The organism is Arenibacterium halophilum (genome assembly GCF_005938225.1).
GTDB lineage: Bacteria > Pseudomonadota > Alphaproteobacteria > Rhodobacterales > Rhodobacteraceae > Arenibacterium > Arenibacterium halophilum.
In genome coordinates, this window is the sequence record NZ_VCPC01000002.1 from 910396 (window position 1) to 928271 (window position 17876).

Sequence of the window (17876 nt, forward strand, 5' to 3'; positions counted from 1 at the left end):
CTTTGAGGTTCAAATATCCCCGCCGGAGGCTTCGCGCGGTACGCGCGAATGGGCGGCGCGCAGCGGCGCCTAGCCGTATTGTGCCAGGATCGCGCGCAGGTCGTCCAGGGTATTGGCCTCTTGCACCGGTTTGTCGTGGCGCCAGCGCGCCATGCGGGGAAAGCGCAGAGCAAGTCCGGATTTGTGGCGTGGGCTTTCGTGGATGCCTTCAAAGGCGATTTCGAACACATGTTCGGGCGTGACCTGTCGCACGGGGCCGAATTTCTGCCGGGTGTTCCTGCGGACCCAGTTGGTGATCTGGCGGAATTCCGCGTCCGACAGGCCGGAATAGGCCTTGGTGAAAGGGACGAGGTCATTGCCGTTCCAGACGGCAAAGGTGAAATCGGTGAACAGGTTCGCCCGCCGTCCGCTACCGGATTGGGCGTAGATCATCACCGCGTCCACGGTCAGCGGGTCGAGTTTCCATTTCCACCAGTCGCCCTTTTTCCGGCCCACCTGGTAGGGGCTGGAGAGGCGTTTCAGCATCAGCCCCTCGGCGCGTTCCTCGCGGGCGGTGATGCGGCGTTCGGCGAGCTCGGACCAATCGGTGAAGCGCACCGTGGGGGCCAGCCGAAGCGGGGCGTCGAGCGGGAGGCTTGCGAACAGGTCTTCGAGTTGCGCACGGCGGTCGGCAAGCGGCTGGGAGCGCAGGTCCTGCCCCTGCCATTCGAGGAGGTCGTAGGCATAGAGCACGACGGGCGCACTGTTCAGCAGCGTCTTGGGCACGGTCTTGCGGCCGATGCGCTTTTGCAGGGCATTGAAGCTGTCGGGATGACCGGCCGTGTCGCCCGACCAGACGAGGATTTCGCCATCTAGCACCGTGCCATCCGGCAGGAAATCGGGCGCGCGGGCGAATTCGGGGAAGGCGGGCGAGACCAGTTCGCCTCCGCGCGACCAGGTGAAATGCTGGCCATCGCGCACCACCAGCTGGCCCCGGATGCCGTCCCATTTCCACTCGGCCTGCCAGTCGGCGGGGTCCCCAAGGTCCTCGGGTGGCTGTTCCAGCGGGTAGGCCAAGTAGAACGGGTAGGGGCGCGAGGCATCGTCGCCCGCGTCATCGGCTTCGGCCAGGCGGTGCCAGGTGGTGGTTTCGGGCGTCCAGTCACCCATCAGCCGATGCGCGAGGTCGGAGTCGTCGCGCCCCGTGGCGCGGGCCATGGCGCGGGTCATCAGCTTCTGGCTGACGCCGATGCGGAAGCCGCCGGTAATCAGCTTGTTGAACAGGAAACGCTCGTCGGTGTCGAGCCTGTCCCAGGCCGACTCGATCGCCTTGCGTTTGGCAAGCTCGTCCAGCGGGGCAAGGTCGGCAAGAAAGCCGATCCAGTCGGTCAGGCTGCGGTCTTCCGGGGCGCCTGGCGGCGGCAAGATCAGCGCGACGGTTTCAGCGAGGTCGCCCGCCACGGCGTAACTTTCCTCGACCAGCCAGAGCGGCAGGCCCGCGCGCTCGGCCGCCCATTCGCGCAGGCGCGCGGCCGGGACGGCGCGGCGCGGGCGGCGCCCGGTGAACAGCGCCACTGTCCAGAGCCGGTCCTGGTCCGGGGCTTCCGAGAGATAGGCGGCCAGCGCGTCAAGCTTTACAGTGGTGCGGGTGGTCTGATCGACCCCGCGGACCATCTCGGCAAAGCGTTTCATGCGGCGGCCTCGGGGGGACCGTCCTCGGCCTCGTCGCCGCCGTACTGTGTGCCCAGCACCTCGGCCTGCAGCCCTTGCGCCGCGAGATGGCGCGAGAACACATCGGTATAACCATGCGTGACCATCACGCGGCTGGCGCCTGTCTCGGCGACGGCGCGGTTCAGCGCGTCCCAATCCGCGTGATCGGACAGCACGAAGCCGCGATCAAGGCCGCGGCGGCGGCGCACGCCGCGCAGGCGCATCCAGCCGCTTGCGGTGGCGGTCGAGATCTTGCCAAACCGCCGCGCCCAGGTGCTGCCCAGCGCGCCCGGCGGGGCGACTACCAGCGCGCCGGGGTAGTCGGCGGCCTTGGTATCGGGCGTTACGGGGATTGTATCGGGCAGCGGATAGCCCTGTGCCCGCAGGATATCGGTGATGGCGCCCACTGCGCCGTGGGTCAGGATCGGGCCGATCGCCGGGTCGAGCATCGACAGAACGCGCTGCGCCTTGCCAAGACTGTAGGCGCCCAGCATCGCGATCATTCCGGCCTCGCGCGTGTCACGCCACCAGGCGTTGATATCGCGCGCGACCTCGGCCTGGTCTGGCCAGCGGAACACCGGCAGGCCAAAGGTGCTCTCGGTGATGAAGGTATGGCAGGCCACCGGCTCGAACGGCTCCGACAGCCCGTCTGGCGCCAGCTTGTAATCGCCCGATACCACCCAGACCTCGCCGCCGCGTTCAATGCGGATCTGCGCCGAGCCGGGCACATGCCCGGCGGGGAGAAAGCTGACCGTGACACCGTTGATTGCACGGGATGCGCCATAGGCGATACCCTCAAGCGTGATATCCCCAAGACGGTGGCGCAGAACGGGGCCGGCGGCATCGGTGGCCAGGTAGTGCGCGCTGCCCTGGCGGGCATGATCGGCGTGAGCATGGGTGATCAGCGCGCGGTCGACCGGTTGCCAGGGATCAACGTGAAAATCGCCGTCAGCGCAATACAGCCCGGCGTCGGAGACCGTCAGAAGAGGCGTTTTATAACTATGTCCCATGTGGCGGAGTTAGGGCCGGGACGGGGTCTGTCCACCAGCACGGGCAGCGATGAATTCGCGCGTCGCGCGAAGCCTCCGGCGGGGATATTTGGACCTCAAAGACGTAAGGGCATTTTTCCGCTTCACTATTCGCGAAATACTCCGGGGGAGTCCCGCAGGGACGGGGGCAGAGCCCCTTTGTCTCAACACCGTTAGGGGGTCAGGCGGTTTTGACGCTCAGGTCGCCCGAGGCGCTTTCAGGTCGGTAGCGGCCCGAGAAGAGATCGGCCATGCGGTCGAAGACGCGGGCTCGGATGGTGGAATTTTCCATCATCACCTCGTGTTCGGCCCCGGCGACCACGTCAAGTTCGCCACCCGGCCAGCGGCGCATCCGGTCGGCCACGGCGGCCGTGTCGATGATGCGCTCCTGCGCGCCGAGGAAGCAGATGCAGGGCAGGTCGGGCGAAGCCTGGCGCGACAGGTATTTGCATTCTTCCAGCCCCTCTCGCAGCCAGATCAGGCTGGGCCCGCCAAGGCCAAGATCAGGGTAGGAGATCAGCTGGCGCTGCATGAAGGCATACATGTCGGTATCCGTCGTGAGCATGTTGCCCTCGAACGGTTTCGCCATGACGTAGCTTTCATAGGTCGTGCTGGGCGGCAGGCGGTTGCCCATGCCAACCAAGTTCGCCACACGGGGCAAGGCCCATCCGAACGGGCGTACCAGGGCCGACATGTAGATGCCCCACATCGGCCCGGTAAAGGCGCAGGTTTCGACCGGCAGCCCCTGCAGCGCGGCGCGCAACCCGATGGCGCCGCCCATCGAGTGGCCGATCAGGTGCCAGGGTTCGGGCGCGCCAAGTTCGCGTGCCAGCGCAACCGTAGCCTCGACATCGTGTTGATAGTCGAGAAAATTGACCACATGGCCCACGCGGCGGTCGGGCAGCAGCCGGTCGGCCAGGCCCTGGCCGCGCCAGTCCACCGCGATGGTGGCGAATCCGCGCCGCGCAAGATCGGCGGCAGCGGCGCCGTATTTTTCGACGAATTCGGTGCGCCCCGGGAACAGCAGCACCGTTCCCGTGGCATTTTCACAGGGCCAATAGCCGACCCGGATGCGCACGCCGTCCTGCGTGGTGCACCAGTAGGCCGCACCGCCCTCCGGCCCGTCTGCCACGTCGTCGTAGAAAGGGGCCGGTTGCAGGGTCATCAGCCCAGCACCGAGGCCAGTTTCATCGCCATTCCCATGTCGCCATCGACCGAGAGCTTGCCGGTCATGAAGGCGCTGGTGGGGTTCATGTCGCCTTCAAAGATCGACTGGAAGGTTTCGGAATCGGCGCTCAGCGTGACATCGGCCTCTTCGTCGCCGACGCGTGCGCCGTCGCCGTCCAGCATGATCGCGCCTTCGTCGGCGATGGCAAACTTGGCGATGCCGTCGAAATCGGCGCCCGCCATCTTCGTGTTCAACTCGGCAACCGCCTGTTCAAGAAATTCGCTCATGATCCCCTCATGGATAATTGACGCGCGGGCCTATGGCCTTTGGCGCGCGCCGCGTTACACTGATACCCGTTATGAGCATTCATCATCCCAATCTCAAAGGTACCGTGGCGGCACTTGGTGTCATAGTCATGTATTCCTTACTTCCGGCTCTTCCAGCGGTTGCGCAGGATCCGGCCGAGCCGCCGCAACTGGACGAGCCGACCATTTCCCTGTCGGTGCCGGACCCCGACATGGACAACGTGCCGGATTCGCGGGACGAGGCCGAGTTGCTTCGCCAGCTGGCACAGTCGGACGAAGCCGGGGCCCGGCGGATCGACCGCCAGTTGCAGGCGCTGTGGAGCCAGAGCGGGTCACCCGCGATGGATTTGCTGCTGAAGCGGGGGCGTGATGCGATGGAGGTGGACGATTCGAAAACCGCCATCGAGCATCTGACCGCGCTGACCGACCACGCGCCCGAATTCGCCGAAGGCTATCACATGCGCGCCTCGGCCTATTTCTCGGCCGATCTGCTGGGCCCGGCGATTGCCGATCTTGAACGCGCGCTGGCCTTGAACCCGAACAATTACAACGCCATCTACGGGCTGGGCGCGATCCTGGAAACGCTGGACGACAAGCAACGCGCCCATGACGCCTATGAACGGGTGCTTGAAATTCATCCCTATCACGAGGAGGCGCTGGCAGGTATGGAGCGGCTGAAACCCGGGATCGAGGGACGCGCGCTGTAGCTTTGCTGGGTGGGCAGAGCTTTCGGCAGGATGTAGGGCACGAGTAGAACTGGGCACACCGCCAATGACCATGTCATCGCAGGTTGCGGCCGTCCTTGGCCCGACCAACACGGGCAAGACCCATTATGCCATCGAGCGCATGCTGGGCCATCGCACCGGGATCATCGGCCTGCCGCTGCGGCTGCTGGCGCGCGAGGTCTATGACCGCATCGTCGCGATCCGGGGGCCGTCGGTGGTGGCGCTGGTCACGGGCGAGGAACGCATCGTGCCGCCGCGCACGCAGTACTGGGTCTGTACCGTCGAGGCGATGCCCGAGGGGATGGGCACAGATTTCCTGGCCGTGGACGAAATCCAGCTCTGTGCCGACCCAGAACGCGGCCATGTCTTTACCGACCGGCTGCTGCGCGCACGTGGCACGCACGAGACGCTGTTCCTGGGCTCCGACACCATGCGCGGCCCCATTCAGGCGCTGGTGCCCGAGGCGCGGTTCATCCGGCGCGAGCGGATGTCGCAACTGGTGTATTCAGGTGGCAAGAAGATAAGCAGAATGCCCCCGCGCAGCGCCATCGTGGGGTTCAGTGTTGATAATGTCTATGCCATCGCGGAACTGATCCGACGCCAGAAGGGCGGTGCGGCGGTGGTTATGGGCGCGCTCAGCCCGCGCACGCGCAACGCGCAGGTGGCGCTCTATCAGAATGGCGAGGTCGATTACCTGGTGGCGACCGATGCCATCGGGATGGGTCTGAACCTGGATATCGACCATGTGGCATTTTCGGCGCTGACCAAGTTCGACGGGCGCCGGATGCGCCCGCTGGCTCCGAACGAGCTGGCGCAGATCGCCGGGCGGGCCGGGCGCGGCATGAGCCACGGCACTTTTGGCGTGACGGGCGAGGCGCGGCCGCTGGATGAAGGCGTGGCGCAGGCGATCATGGAACATCGCTTCACCCCGCTGAAGAAACTCAATTGGCGCAATGCGGCGTTGCAGTTCGGAACCTGCGACGCGCTGATCCGCTCGCTCGAGGCGGGGCCGCAGAACGAACATCTTGTTCGGGCACGCGACGCCGACGATCTGCTGGCGCTGAAAACCCTTAGCGCCATCCCCGAGGTGTCCGCGCGCGCCAGTGACGGTGTTTCGGTCCGCCTGTTGTGGGATGTGTGCCGGATTCCGGATTTCCGCGGCATCAGCCACGGCGAGCATACCTCGCTGCTGCAACGTATTTTCGAGCATCTTTTCGAACAGGGCCGGGTGCCCGATGACTGGCTGGCCCGACAGATTCGCCGGATCGATCGAACCGATGGCGATATTGATGCGTTAAGCAAACGTCTGGCCTTTATCCGCACTTGGACATATGTCGCTCAGCGCAAGGGCTGGACTGCGGACGAAAGCCATTGGCGTGCGGAAACGCGCGCGGTAGAAGACAGGGTGTCGGATGCGCTGCACGACCGCCTGACACAGCGGTTCGTGGACCGTAGGACCTCGGTGCTGTTGCGCCGGTTGAAACAGAAGGAGGCCCTCTTGGCCGATGTGAATGACAAGGGCGAAGTGACCGTCGAGGGTGAATTCGTCGGGAAGCTGGAAGGGTTTCGTTTCAAGGCCGACAAGAGCGCGGCCGGAGCCGAGGAAAAGGCGCTGAAGGCGGCGTCTCTTCAGGCGCTGGCACCGCACTTCCACCTGATGGCCGACCGTTTCTACAACGCCCCCGATTCCGAGCTGGATTTCACCGAGCAGGGCGGGTTGATGTGGGGCTCCAGCGCCGTGGGCAAGCTAGTCCCCGGCTCCGAGCCGCTGAAGCCGCAGGTCGATGTGTTCGTCGACGAGGTGGCCGGGCCCGAGGTGACGCAGAAGGTGCAACGCCGCCTGCAGCATTTCATCGACCGCAAGATTGCCGCCCTGTTCGAGCCGTTGATCGGGTTGCAACGCGATGACACGCTGAACGGTCTGGCACGGGGATTTGCCTTCCGCATGGTCGAGGCCATGGGCATCCTGCCGCGCGCCGATGTCGCGCAAGAGGTGAAGGATCTGGATCAGGACGCGCGTGGATCGCTGCGCAAGCATGGATTGCGGTTCGGTCAGTTCACCGTGTTCATGCCGTTGCTGCTGAAACCCGCGCCAACGCGCCTGCGTCTGGTGCTCTGGGCTCTGGCAAACGGCCAGTCCGATTTCCCCGAAGCGCCGCCTCCGGGGTTGGTGACGGTGCCGACGGTGGCGGACGCGCCCGAGGGCTATCACACCATGTGCGGCTATCGCGCTGCGGGCACCCGCGCCATTCGCATCGACATGCTGGAACGTCTGGCCGACATGCTGCGCGCTGAAAACAGCCGCGCCGGTTTTGAAGCCAAGCCCGACATGCTGTCGATCACCGGCATGACGCTGGAACAGTTCGCCGACCTGATGGGCGGGCTGGGCTATAATGCGGAACGGGGCGAGCGCGAGAAGGTCAAACCGGTGGATGCCGTCGTGCCGGGCGCCGATACCACGCCAATTTCTGATGACATCCCAGTCGCCGATCGCGGTGACATGCCCGCGCCGGGCGCCGTGACCGAAGAGCCGGGCGAGCCCGTGCCCGCCGATGTAACGCCCGACGTGGCCGCCATCCCTGACGAGGGCGTCGCCCCCATTGCAGAAACCCCGGCCGAGCCCGAAGCTGAACCGGCCGTGCCGGAGCAGAGCGAGACCGAGATCGCGCCCGGCGTTGCCGCCGATGCCGAAGTCGCCGGGCCGGAAACCGAGGTGTTCTTTACCTTCACCTGGGGCCGCCCGCAGAACCAGAACCGGGGCCGCAACCAGCGCGCGGGTGGCAAGCCGCAGGGCAAGGGCCGTCCGCAGGGCGGCAAGCCTCAGGGCGGCAAACGCAACGACAAGGGTCGCGGCGGGGACAAGGCGAAAGGGCCCAAGAATTTCTCGGCCCGTCCGCCGCGCCCCGAGAAGAAGATCGACCCCGACAACCCGTTCGCTGCGGCCCTGATGGGGCTGCGCGACAACAAGTAGCCGCGCGATGGCCACGGGTGCGGAAAAGCTGCGCATCGACAAGTGGCTTTGGCACGCCCGCTTTTTCAAGACGCGCACATTGGCGGCCAAGCTGGTGGGCGCGGGCGCGGTCCGGATAAACTCGGTCCGCGTCACCAAGTCCGCCCATGGCGTAGGCCCGGGCGATGTTCTGACGTTTGCCCAAACACAACGGGTGCGGGTCATCAAGGTGGTCGCCTTGGGCGAGAGGCGCGGACCGGCCCCCGAGGCGCAGGCGCTGTACGAAGACCTGACGCCGCCCGATGACACCCCGGCAACCGCCGAACGGGTCGGCGCGCGCCCCACCAAGCGCGACCGCCGCGCGCTGGATGCGCTGAACGACCCATGGGGCGAAGGCGACGCGTGACGCTTTGCCAGCGGATCGTGCGAATGCGGAACAATCGTTCGCCACGCCCCGCAATTGTCGAACCATGCGTCTTTCTGCGGCCTGACGGCTTGAATGCCCCGTATCCGTGATTTAGCTAGGCCGGTGAAGCATTACGGAACGCCGACATGACCTATATCGTCAACGATAACTGCATCGCCTGCAAATACACGGACTGCGTCGAGGTTTGCCCCGTCGACTGTTTCTACGAGGGCGAGAACATGTTGGTGATCCATCCGGATGAATGTATCGACTGTGGCGTTTGCGAACCGGAATGCCCGGCCGACGCGATCCGTCCCGATACCGATCCGGGCACTGAAACATGGGTTGAATTCAACCGTAAATATGCCGAGCTCTGGCCTGTCATCATCACCCGCAAGGACCCGCTGCCCGAGGCAGAGGAACGCGACGGCGAGACTGGCAAGCTCGAGAAATACTTTTCCGAGACGCCCGGCGAAGGCGGCTGAGCGATTCGAATCACGTTGGGCGTGGGTGCCGGCAGCTTGCCGGGCCAATCGTCTGTGTTTGCAGCTATTTTATGCGGTTTCCGTTGCGTCAGCTTCCATATGGGCCATTTTTGTGATATGGTTCCGTTACAAACTATGGAAACAGCCGGTCGGACCCAATTGATCACTCTGGAATGGGTCTTCGTGACATCGGACAACACGCAAACGTGCCGGGACATGGCAGTGCCCCGTTGCGGTTTTCGTGTCTTTGCAGATGCGGCCGGGTTATTGGGAAGTCCTGAATGACCAAATCGAAAAAGCTCGAATTCCGCCCCAACGACTATGTGGTCTACCCGGCCCACGGCGTTGGCCAGATCGTATCGATCGAAGAGCAGGAAGTCGCCGGTCTGTCGCTTGAACTGTTCGTGATCTCGTTCGAGAAGGACAAGATGACGCTGCGTGTGCCCACGCACAAGGCCACCGAAATCGGGATGCGCTCGCTCAGCTCGCCCGATGTGATCAGCCAGGCGATGAAAACGCTGAAGGGCAAGGCCAAGGTGAAACGCGCCATGTGGTCGCGCCGGGCGCAGGAATACGAACAGAAAATCAACTCGGGTGATCTGATCTCGATCGCCGAAGTGGTGCGCGATCTGCACCGCACCGACGACCAGCGCGAACAAAGCTATTCCGAGCGGCAGCTGTACGAAGCTGCGCTGGAGCGGCTGACGCGCGAAGTTGCGGCCGTGGGCGGGGGCGATGAAGTTGTCGCGGCCAAGCAGGTCGATGACGTGCTGATGTCGCGCGCGGCCTAACCGCTCTTTTACACGACAATCGCAACCGCGCCTTTCGGGGCGCGGTTTTTTCATGCGCTACAAGTGGGCGGCAAAGGCCAGCAGCATGGCGATTTCCCCCAGTTGCTGCGACGCGCCCAGGATATCGCCGGTCTGCCCTCCGATCCGTTTGCGCGCCTGCCGCGCCAGCCACGCCAGCGCCAGTGCGCCCAGCAGCGCACCGGTGACCACCTCAGCGCCGGCGGCCAGCCATGCCAGCGCCAGACCAAGCGACAGCCCAATGGCGCAGGCACGTGCCGTGGGGCGTCCCACCCCATGCGACAGGCCAAAATCGCGGGCGTGGGGCAGGGCGGCCATCAGCACCGGCATCCCCGCGCGCGACAGGCAGGCGGCGGCGACAATCGCGCCGGGGGCCACGGGCAGCAGCGCGGCGATCAGCGCCCACCGCAGGCCCAGCGACAGCACCAGCGCAATGGCCCCATAGGCCCCCACGGTGCTGTCTTTCATGATCTCCAGCCGTCGTTCGCGGGTGTGCCCACCCCACAGCCCGTCCAACGTATCGGCCAGCCCGTCCTCGTGCATCGCGCCCGTCGCGGCGCATTGCACCACCAGTGCCAGCCCGGCGGCCACCATCGCAGGCAACCCTGCGTGCAGCGCGAGGACTCCGGCCAAAGCGGCGAGCCCGCCCACCACCAGCCCGGCCAGCGGAAAGGCCCAGACCACGCGCGCCTGCCGCTGGAACGCGGCATCGGGCAGGCGCGGCAGGGGCAGGCGCGTCAGCAGCGCCAGCGCGACAAGGATGTCACGCGCGCGGTCGGCCTTGTCGTTTTCGGGCATTCACGCGGCCTTTCCCGGGGTTGTGCGGCGGGGTGCATGGGTTAAACACCGCGATGACGAATGATGCAATGAGGCTTTGAATGCTGCCCGACCTGAGTGACCTTTCGACGTTCCGTACCCTGCTGGCACAGGCCCCTGCGCCGGATCAGCCCGCGCTGGAGGCCGCGCGCGACCGCAACGGGCAGCTGACGAAACCGCCGGGCGCGCTGGGTCGGCTCGAGGATCTGGCGATCTGGTACGCGGGCTGGCGCGGCACTGGCCGCCCCCGGGTCGAGGCGCCGCAGGTGATCGTCTTCGCGGGCAACCACGGCGTGACCGCGCAGGGGGTGTCGGCCTTCCCGCCCGAGGTGACCGTGCAGATGGTCGCCAACTTTCAGGCGGGCGGTGCGGCGATCAACCAGCTGGCGCAGGCGGCCGGGGCCACGATGACGGTGCACGCGTTGGACCTTGACCGCCCCACGGTCGATTTCACCACCGGCCCTGCGATGAGCGAGGCCGAGTTGCTTGACGCGCTGCGCACCGGATGGACTGCGGTGGATCCTCAGGCCGACGTGCTGGTGGTGGGTGAGATGGGCATCGGCAACACCACCCCCGCCGCCGCGATCTGCACCGCGCTATTTGGCGGTGACGCGGGCAGCTGGACAGGTCGGGGCACCGGCGTGGACGATGCCGGGCTGGCGCTGAAAACCGATGTGGTGGCGCGGGGCGTCGCGCTGCACGCCGAAGCCGCAGGCGACGGGATCGAGGTGCTGCGCCGCCTGGGCGGGCGCGAGATTGCCGCCATGGCGGGCGCGATGGCCGCCGCGCGCGTGCTGCGAATTCCGGTCGTGCTGGATGGCTTCATCTGCTGCGCGGCGGCGGCCTGTTTGCAGGCGGTGGCCCAGGGCGCGCTGGATCACGCCGTCGCCGGCCACCAAAGCGCCGAGGGCGCCCACGCTGCGCTGCTGGGCAAACTGGGGAAAGAACCGCTGCTGACCCTCGGCCTGCGACTTGGCGAAGGCTCGGGCGGGGCACTGGCGCTAGGCGTCCTGAAAGCCGCCATCGCCTGCCACAGCGGCATGGCGACATTCGCCGAGGCAGGGGTGTCTGAGGGGGAGTGATCGGGTAGAGGGGGAACGGGGCCCGAGGCGGTTTGGTCGCCTTGGGTGTTTCTGGGCTGTGAAGGTCGGTTAAGAGCCCATAGCGAACAGTCGGAGGCGTAGCTTCAGGCGCAGACCCAGCAAGGGCTACTGCCCGCACACTGTCGGCGGTGGTAAAGTGCTGTTCCCTGTATAAGATACAGCATGAAAGATACAGCATAATTTTTGAGAGATAGCCGTTATGAGCAAATATGATATTTTAAGGGAGATATCTCGCGAACTGGAAACATTTGACGCCGGTCTGAAGAATATTTTTAAGTGCCCAATCTGTCTGCGAGACCTTCCGGTTGGGAATATTGATTCAAAAGACCGCCAATTTTCAATCGATGAGGAACACATCATTCCAAAATCAGTTGGCGGAAAAATAACAATATTCCTCTGTAAATCGTGCAACAACACTGCTGGCTCAAAGCATACAAAATGGCTTGGCGAATATATAGAAATATTTGAGGGCAAGGCGCCATTTCACGCTTCTGGAAAAAAGCAGAAAGCCACTGCCACTGCCGATGGTTATACGATTAATGGCACCTTAAAAGTGGCTGAAGGCGGGGATCTGGAGTTTGTCGCACTGCGCAGTCATTCGCATCCGCACGCTTTTGAGGGGCATGTAAATGCCCCATCTGGTTCCAAACTCACTGTGCAAGTTGATGTTCCAGCCTATCGGCAAGAGAAGCTGGTCGGGGTTGGTTTTCTGGCTGCGGCTTACGAGCTTTGGTTCAAAAATTTTGGGTACTCATTCGTACTGCAAAAATCGCTAGATATCGTCCGGGAGCAAATATCCAACCCAGAAGAAGACATCATTGACTGGTGCTATACTATAGACACGGAGGAGTATTTTGGTGAAGGACAGATTCTGAGGGAGCCAGCCATCGGTGTGATGAGGTTTGGACAAGATCACTTCGCCATAGCTGTGATCTTTAATCAGATAGTCATCCTTCCATCTCCGACAAAGCAGCACCCTGATAGGGCGCATTACAAGGAAATCCGTCATCTACTATTGTCGCTGAAGCCACAGATTGCTCCACGTTTTCAGAACCGTTGTACTGGGCCTGGATACATGATTTGTGGTGACGATTTGATTGTCAGACCAGACATGGTGGATCTAAGCGCTAAGCCTGTGCGGCAAGTAATCATGCCTGCATTGCAAAAATGGGCCTAAGCGGAGGTCCGCTTTGCCCAATTTGTTCGCATAGTCGACTTTGACCGCTCTAGCGCGGTATCGGCTCCAATCGACCTACAACGTAGACCCGCCCAAACTCGCCAAACACCTACCCTGCCTTCTTCCGGTCCGTGTCCGACACCCGGTTCAGCAGGGCGGTTTCCAGTTCTTTTTCCAGCTCTTTTGAGCGGGCGATGTAGGCGGCGTTTTCTCCGGCGGGGAGGTTCGGGTCCCAGACCTCGGCCAGGCGGAGGACGGATTCGCGATCGTGGGCATAGAACATCTGTTCGGCCTCGGCGGCCTCGTATTCGCTGAGGCCGACGTTTTCCAGGACATAGCGCCCGGCGCGGAGCGAGCTGTCGAACATCTCGCGCACGATGTCGTTGGCGCCGGCGCGGTACAGGCGGAAGACGTGGTTACGGTCGTAGGCGCGGGCGACGATGTGCAGGTCGGGCCTCTGGCGGCGGGCATAGGCCACCAGCTGGGTCGCCTTGTCGGGATCGTCCAGCGCCACCACCAGCACGCGCGCCTTGGCAAGCCCCGCGGCCTTCAGCAGCTCGGGGCGGGTCGGGTCGCCGAGGAAGCCCTTGAAGCCAAAGCGGCGCATCAGCTGGATCGTCTGCATGTCGTGGTCAAGCACGACCGTCTTGAACCCGCTGGCCTGCACCAGCCGGTTCACGATCTGCCCGAAGCGGCCGATGCCCGCGATGATGACGGGGCCCTCGGTGTCGATCTTGTCGGCCTCGTAACCCGATCCGCCATCGCGCATCCGGCGCGAGATCTGATCGTAGAGGATGAACAGCAGCGGCGTGATCAGCATGGTCAGCGCGATCACCAGCAGCAGTTTTTCCGACACGTCGCGCGGGATCACGTTCTGCTGGACGGAAAAGGCGATGAGGACAAAGCCGAATTCGCCCGCCTGCGCCAGCGACAGCGTGAACAGCCAGCGATCGCGCCCCTTGAGCCGGAAGGCGCGGCCCAGCCCATAGAGGATGACGCCCTTGGCGACGATCACCAGAACCGCCAGCCCGATCAGGTCGCCCGGATCGGCGAAGAAGGTGTCAAAGTCGATCCCCGCGCCCACGGTGATGAAGAACAGGCCCAGCAACAGGCCCTTGAACGGCTCAAGGTCGCTTTCCAGTTCATGGCGGAATTCGCTGTTCGCCAGCACGACGCCCGCAAGGAAGGCGCCAAGCGCGGGCGACAGGCCCACCAGCATCATCAGAAAGGAAATCCCGACCACGATCAGCAGCGCCAGCGCGGTATACATCTCGCGCAGGCGGGTGGCGTGGATGAAGCGGAACACCGGCCGGATCAGGTAGACCCCCGTCAGGATCACCACACCGATCGCCCCCAGCGTGACAAGCGTGACACCCCAGCCGGGCAACCCTTCGACCAGAGAGGGCACATGCCCATGCGCCTCGGCCGCCTGATGCACGGCCAGCGAGATCGAGCCGTCTTCGTTGATGGCGCCATAGATCGGGGCGGCCAGCAGCGGCAGGAAGGCCAGGATCGGGATCACCGCGATGTCCTGCGTCAGCAGCACCGAAAAGGCGGATCGCCCGCCACCGGTCTGCATCAGCCCCTTTTCGGAAAGGGTTTGCAGCACGATGGCGGTCGAGGACAACGACAGCGTCAGCCCGATGGCGAGCGCGACCGACCAAACCTGCCCGGCGGCCATCGCGGCCCCCATCAGCGCCAGCGTGCTGACCACCACCTGCATCCCGCCCATGCCGATAAGCCGGTGGCGCATTTCCCACAGCGCGCGCGGTTCCAGCTCAAGCCCGATCAGGAACAGCATCATCACCACGCCAAATTCGGCAAAGTGTTGTAATTCCTGGGTTTCGCTGCCCACGAGGTGGAAGGCAGGTCCAATCAGGATTCCCGCCGCCAGATACCCCAGAACCGAGCCAAGCCCCAGCCGCGAAGCAATGGGCACCGCGATCACGGCGGCGGCAAGGTAGATCGAAGCCTGGTAGAGAAAGCTTTCCATGGCGTGGGCAATATCCTGTCGACTATGCGCCCATGATCCGACGGGGGGGGCGACAAACTCAACCCGCAAAACGCGGGGATGACGGAAAGTTTCGCGCTATCGGCGTGCTCAGGTCGGCAGGGGCGCGTCGCGTTTCAGCTGGTCCATCACGATCTGGCTTTGCACCCGCGCGACCGACGGATGCGGCAGAAGCACCTCGTGCAGCAGGCGGTTCAGCGCGGGCAGGTCCGAGCAGTAGACGCGCAGCAGGTAATCGGCCTCGCCTGTCATGGTCCATGCGCTGGTGATTTCCGGGCGCGATTGCACCAGCCGGGCAAATTCGCGCGATTGCTGCGGCCCATGGGTGGCCAGTTGCACCTGAACGAACCCCTGGACGGCAAGCCCGATGCGCTGCGGATCCAGCCGCGCGGCATAGCCCTGGATATAGCCCTCGGTTTCCAGCCGCTGACGGCGACGCCCGGCCTGGCTGGGCGAGAGGTTCAGAAGCTCTCCCAACTGCTGCGCGGTGAGGTGCGCGTTCTGTTGCAGGGCCGAGAGCAGGCGGGAATCGGTGTCATCCAGCATATGCGGCGTTTTTCCATACTTGGTCGCAATAGTGCGTAGCATACGCATAAAATAGGTTCCGGGGAACGAAGAATGCGCAGAAACAGCATGGGTCCTGCGATAAAATGCATCCAAAGCGGTTCGTTCCGCGTTGACTTGTCAGACAGGAGGATGCCATGGGCCCGTTCCCGCACGACGCACCGAAATCGAAAATCACCCCGGAAAACCCCGCCGGCACCGACGGTTTTGAATTCGTCGAGTTTGCCCACCCCGACCCGGAAGAGCTGCGCGGTGTCTTCTCGCGCATGGGGTACGAGTTGGTCGGCCGCCACAAGACCAAGAACATCGAGCTGTGGCAGCAGGGCGATATCACCTATCTGCTGAATGCCGAGCCGAACAGCTTTGCCGCGCGCTTCGTGGAAGAGCACGGACCCTGCGCCCCTTCGATGGGCTGGCGCGTGGTGGATGCGCAGAAGGCCTTCGACCATGCGGTGTCGAAAGGCGCCGAGCCCTACGAGGGCGATGACAAATCCATGGATGTGCCCGCGATCAAGGGCATCGGCGGGTCGCTGATCTATTTCATCGACCAGTATTACGAGACGTCGCCCTATAACGAAGAATTCGAGTGGCTGAAGCAGTCCAAGCCGCGCGGCGTGGGGTTCTATTACCTCGACCACCTGACCCACAACGTGTTCAAGGGCAACATGGACAAATGGTTCCGGTTCTACGGCGACCTGTTCAATTTCCGCGAGATCCGGTTCTTTGACATCGAGGGCAAATTCACCGGGCTGTTCAGCCGCGCGCTGACCTCGCCCTGTGGGCGCATCCGCATCCCGATCAACGAAGACCGGGGCGAAACCGGGCAGATCGTGGCCTATTTGAAGAAGTACAACGGCGAAGGCATCCAGCATATCGCTGTCGGCTCGGACGATATTTACGACAGCACCGATGCGATTGCCGAGATGGGCGTGAAATTCATGCCCGGCCCGCCGGACACCTATTACGACATGTCGAAAACCCGCGTGGTCGATCACGAAGAACCGATCGAGCGGATGAAGAAGCACGGCATCCTGATCGACGGCGAAGGCGTGGTGGATGGCGGCGAGACCCGCATCCTGCTGCAAATCTTCTCGAAAACCGTGATCGGACCGATCTTCTTCGAGTTCATCCAGCGCAAGGGCGACGACGGCTTTGGCGAGGGCAACTTCAAGGCGCTGTTCGAAAGCATCGAACAAGAGCAGATCGACAACGGCGAAATCGCCGCCGAATAACACCGATCAGACGTGAGACAGGCCAGCCGGTGCGCCCCCCGCGCGCCGGCTGTTGCTTGCGTGCCATGAGGGTACGGGTGACGTTGGGGAAGCTGCTGCCTGTTAATTGTGCGCTTTGTAGGAAGTCGTTAACAAAAAGGACGGCGCGCATCATGGCCGCGCCGGCATTTGAAATATCCCGAGGCAGATCATGTCCAACATCGTCATTTACGACTACGTCAACCAGCTGAGCTTTCCCGGCTTCGATACCATCATGAACGCCGAGCCGACCGGGGCGTATTATGGCCCGACACGGATCTCGGGGTATGTCGACAGCTTCTACGTTTCCATGAATGGGTCATTCACCTATTCAAGCTATGACGTCACCGGCACCCTGAGCGGGATCAGCATTTATCATGGTGGCCAACCCGTGCTGGTCTATTCGGGCTTCAATGTCGATCTGGACGACCTGTTCTATGGCATCCCGTCGGAAGATCCGTTTCTGAAAGGCGATGATACCATCACGTCGTACTGGAATACGGGTGAATATTACGACTCGGGCACCGGCAATGATCGCATTCGCCTTGGCACTGGCGACGATACCGTGATCGGCGGCGCAGGGGTGGATACCTATGTGTTGGAAACCGCTTTTGACCCGGCAACGATCAGCTGGTCCGGATCGCGCTTCGTGATCGACGGTGTCTTTGGTCACGACACGCTGTCCGGCATCGAACTCGTCGAGTTTGCCGATGCTACATATGCGCTGGCCTTCGGGTCGGGCACAACGACCGATGGAGATGTGCACGCGCAGACCCGTGGCGTGGTGAACGACCTTATCGTGGGCAATTCCTACAGCGAGACCATACATGGGTTTGCCGGGACGGACCGGCTCTACGGTAACCGGGGCGACGATAAAATTTTCGGTGGCGCCGGGATCGATCTGTTGAACGGCGGAGCAGGCAACGACCGGCTGTTCGGCGGAGACGATTACGACCTGCTGATCGGTGGGACCGGACGGGATTTTCTGAACGGTGGGGCCGCGGGCGACCGGCTTCGAGGTAGCGCGGGACACGACACGCTGCTTGGGGCGCTTGGCAATGATACGCTGCTGGGCGAAGGCGGCAATGATCTGCTGAAGGGCCAGAAGGGCAATGATGTCCTGACCGGTGGCTCCGGCCGCGATACCTTCTATTTCCGGAAGGGCGACGGCCGCGACACGATCACGGATTTCGCCGTTGGCACCGACACGATCGAGATCGCTCGCGGCGCGGCGCGGTTCCGGGCACTGGAGCTGTCGCAGGAAGGCGACGATGTGGTGGTGGCTTTTGCCAATGTGGTGATCCGGGTCGAGGATGTGACACTGGCGGCGATGGACGACGCGTTGAACTTTCTGTTCTGACACGCATGCGCGTTGACGTGGGGTAAGGGG

The 17876-nt window shown here is 63.5% G+C and carries 16 protein-coding genes; 9 read left to right on the forward strand and 7 right to left on the reverse strand.

The genetic code is table 11. From position 1 onward, the window contains the following. Positions 1-69: 69 nt before the first annotated feature. The 4 genes from FGK64_RS11135 to FGK64_RS11150 form a co-directional block, all read right to left on the reverse strand. A complete protein-coding gene (locus tag FGK64_RS11135; protein WP_138863854.1) occupies positions 70-1671 on the reverse strand; it encodes an ATP-dependent DNA ligase in 1602 nt (533 codons plus the stop codon). Continuing rightward, positions 1668-2699, reverse strand: a complete 1032-nt coding sequence (locus FGK64_RS11140) for a ligase-associated DNA damage response exonuclease (RefSeq protein WP_138863855.1) — start codon at positions 2697-2699, stop codon at positions 1668-1670. Before FGK64_RS11140 ends, FGK64_RS11135 begins: the two co-directional genes overlap by 4 nt. Before the next feature lie 199 nt (positions 2700-2898). Further along, entirely contained in the window at positions 2899-3882 is a 984-nt protein-coding gene (locus FGK64_RS11145) for an alpha/beta fold hydrolase (RefSeq protein WP_138863856.1), read from the reverse strand. Further along, positions 3882-4172, reverse strand: a complete 291-nt coding sequence (locus tag FGK64_RS11150) for an SCP2 sterol-binding domain-containing protein (RefSeq protein ID WP_138863857.1) — start codon at positions 4170-4172, stop codon at positions 3882-3884. Before FGK64_RS11150 ends, FGK64_RS11145 begins: the two co-directional genes overlap by 1 nt. A 71-nt stretch (positions 4173-4243) precedes the next feature. On the opposite strand from FGK64_RS11150, the gene FGK64_RS11155 reads away from it, so the two are divergent. The 5 genes from FGK64_RS11155 to FGK64_RS11175 all read left to right on the forward strand — a co-directional run bounded on the left by FGK64_RS11155 (position 4244) and on the right by FGK64_RS11175 (position 9547). Then, positions 4244-4897, forward strand: coding sequence for a tetratricopeptide repeat protein (locus FGK64_RS11155; RefSeq protein WP_138863858.1), 654 nt, complete (start codon positions 4244-4246; stop codon positions 4895-4897). Between the two features lie 64 nt (positions 4898-4961). Beyond that, the gene (locus FGK64_RS11160; protein ID WP_138863859.1) at positions 4962-7886 is read left to right on the forward strand and encodes a helicase-related protein; all 2925 of its coding nucleotides are present in this window, start codon (positions 4962-4964) and stop codon (positions 7884-7886) included. Positions 7887-7893: 7 nt separating this feature from the next. Further along, positions 7894-8271 (forward strand): RNA-binding S4 domain-containing protein, encoded by a 378-nt coding sequence (locus tag FGK64_RS11165; RefSeq protein WP_138863860.1) that lies wholly within the window; start codon positions 7894-7896, stop codon positions 8269-8271. 146 nt (positions 8272-8417) lie between these two features. Continuing rightward, positions 8418-8756: a ferredoxin FdxA gene (gene fdxA / locus FGK64_RS11170; RefSeq protein WP_138863861.1), complete on the forward strand. Its 339-nt coding sequence runs from the start codon at positions 8418-8420 to the stop codon at positions 8754-8756. 281 nt (positions 8757-9037) lie between these two features. Continuing rightward, a complete protein-coding gene (locus FGK64_RS11175) occupies positions 9038-9547 on the forward strand; it encodes a CarD family transcriptional regulator (RefSeq protein ID WP_138863862.1) in 510 nt (169 codons plus the stop codon). A 57-nt stretch (positions 9548-9604) separates the two neighbouring features. Here FGK64_RS11175 and cobS read toward each other — a convergent pair whose 3' ends face one another. Further along, positions 9605-10363, reverse strand: a complete 759-nt coding sequence (gene cobS, locus FGK64_RS11180) for an adenosylcobinamide-GDP ribazoletransferase (protein WP_138863863.1) — start codon at positions 10361-10363, stop codon at positions 9605-9607. Between the two features lie 80 nt (positions 10364-10443). Here cobS and cobT point away from each other — a divergent pair, with 80 nt between their 5' ends. Further along, entirely contained in the window at positions 10444-11463 is a 1020-nt protein-coding gene (gene cobT / locus FGK64_RS11185; protein WP_138863864.1) for a nicotinate-nucleotide--dimethylbenzimidazole phosphoribosyltransferase, read from the forward strand. A gap of 220 nt (positions 11464-11683) precedes the next feature. After that, positions 11684-12661: an HNH endonuclease gene (locus FGK64_RS11190; protein WP_138863865.1), complete on the forward strand. Its 978-nt coding sequence runs from the start codon at positions 11684-11686 to the stop codon at positions 12659-12661. Positions 12662-12770: 109 nt separating this feature from the next. Here the strand turns inward: FGK64_RS11190 and FGK64_RS11195 are convergent, their stop codons facing one another. Both FGK64_RS11195 and FGK64_RS11200 read right to left on the reverse strand, forming a co-directional pair. Continuing rightward, a complete protein-coding gene (locus tag FGK64_RS11195) occupies positions 12771-14654 on the reverse strand; it encodes a monovalent cation:proton antiporter-2 (CPA2) family protein (RefSeq protein ID WP_138863866.1) in 1884 nt (627 codons plus the stop codon). A gap of 108 nt (positions 14655-14762) precedes the next feature. Beyond that, positions 14763-15218: an Lrp/AsnC family transcriptional regulator gene (locus FGK64_RS11200; RefSeq protein ID WP_138863867.1), complete on the reverse strand. Its 456-nt coding sequence runs from the start codon at positions 15216-15218 to the stop codon at positions 14763-14765. Between the two features lie 155 nt (positions 15219-15373). Here FGK64_RS11200 and hppD point away from each other — a divergent pair, with 155 nt between their 5' ends. Then, positions 15374-16468, forward strand: coding sequence for a 4-hydroxyphenylpyruvate dioxygenase (hppD, locus tag FGK64_RS11205; RefSeq protein WP_138863868.1), 1095 nt, complete (start codon positions 15374-15376; stop codon positions 16466-16468). A gap of 190 nt (positions 16469-16658) precedes the next feature. After that, complete coding sequence (locus FGK64_RS11210; RefSeq protein WP_138863869.1) at positions 16659-17846, forward strand: calcium-binding protein; 1188 nt, start codon at positions 16659-16661, stop codon at positions 17844-17846. The last annotated feature ends 30 nt before the right edge of the window (positions 17847-17876 follow it).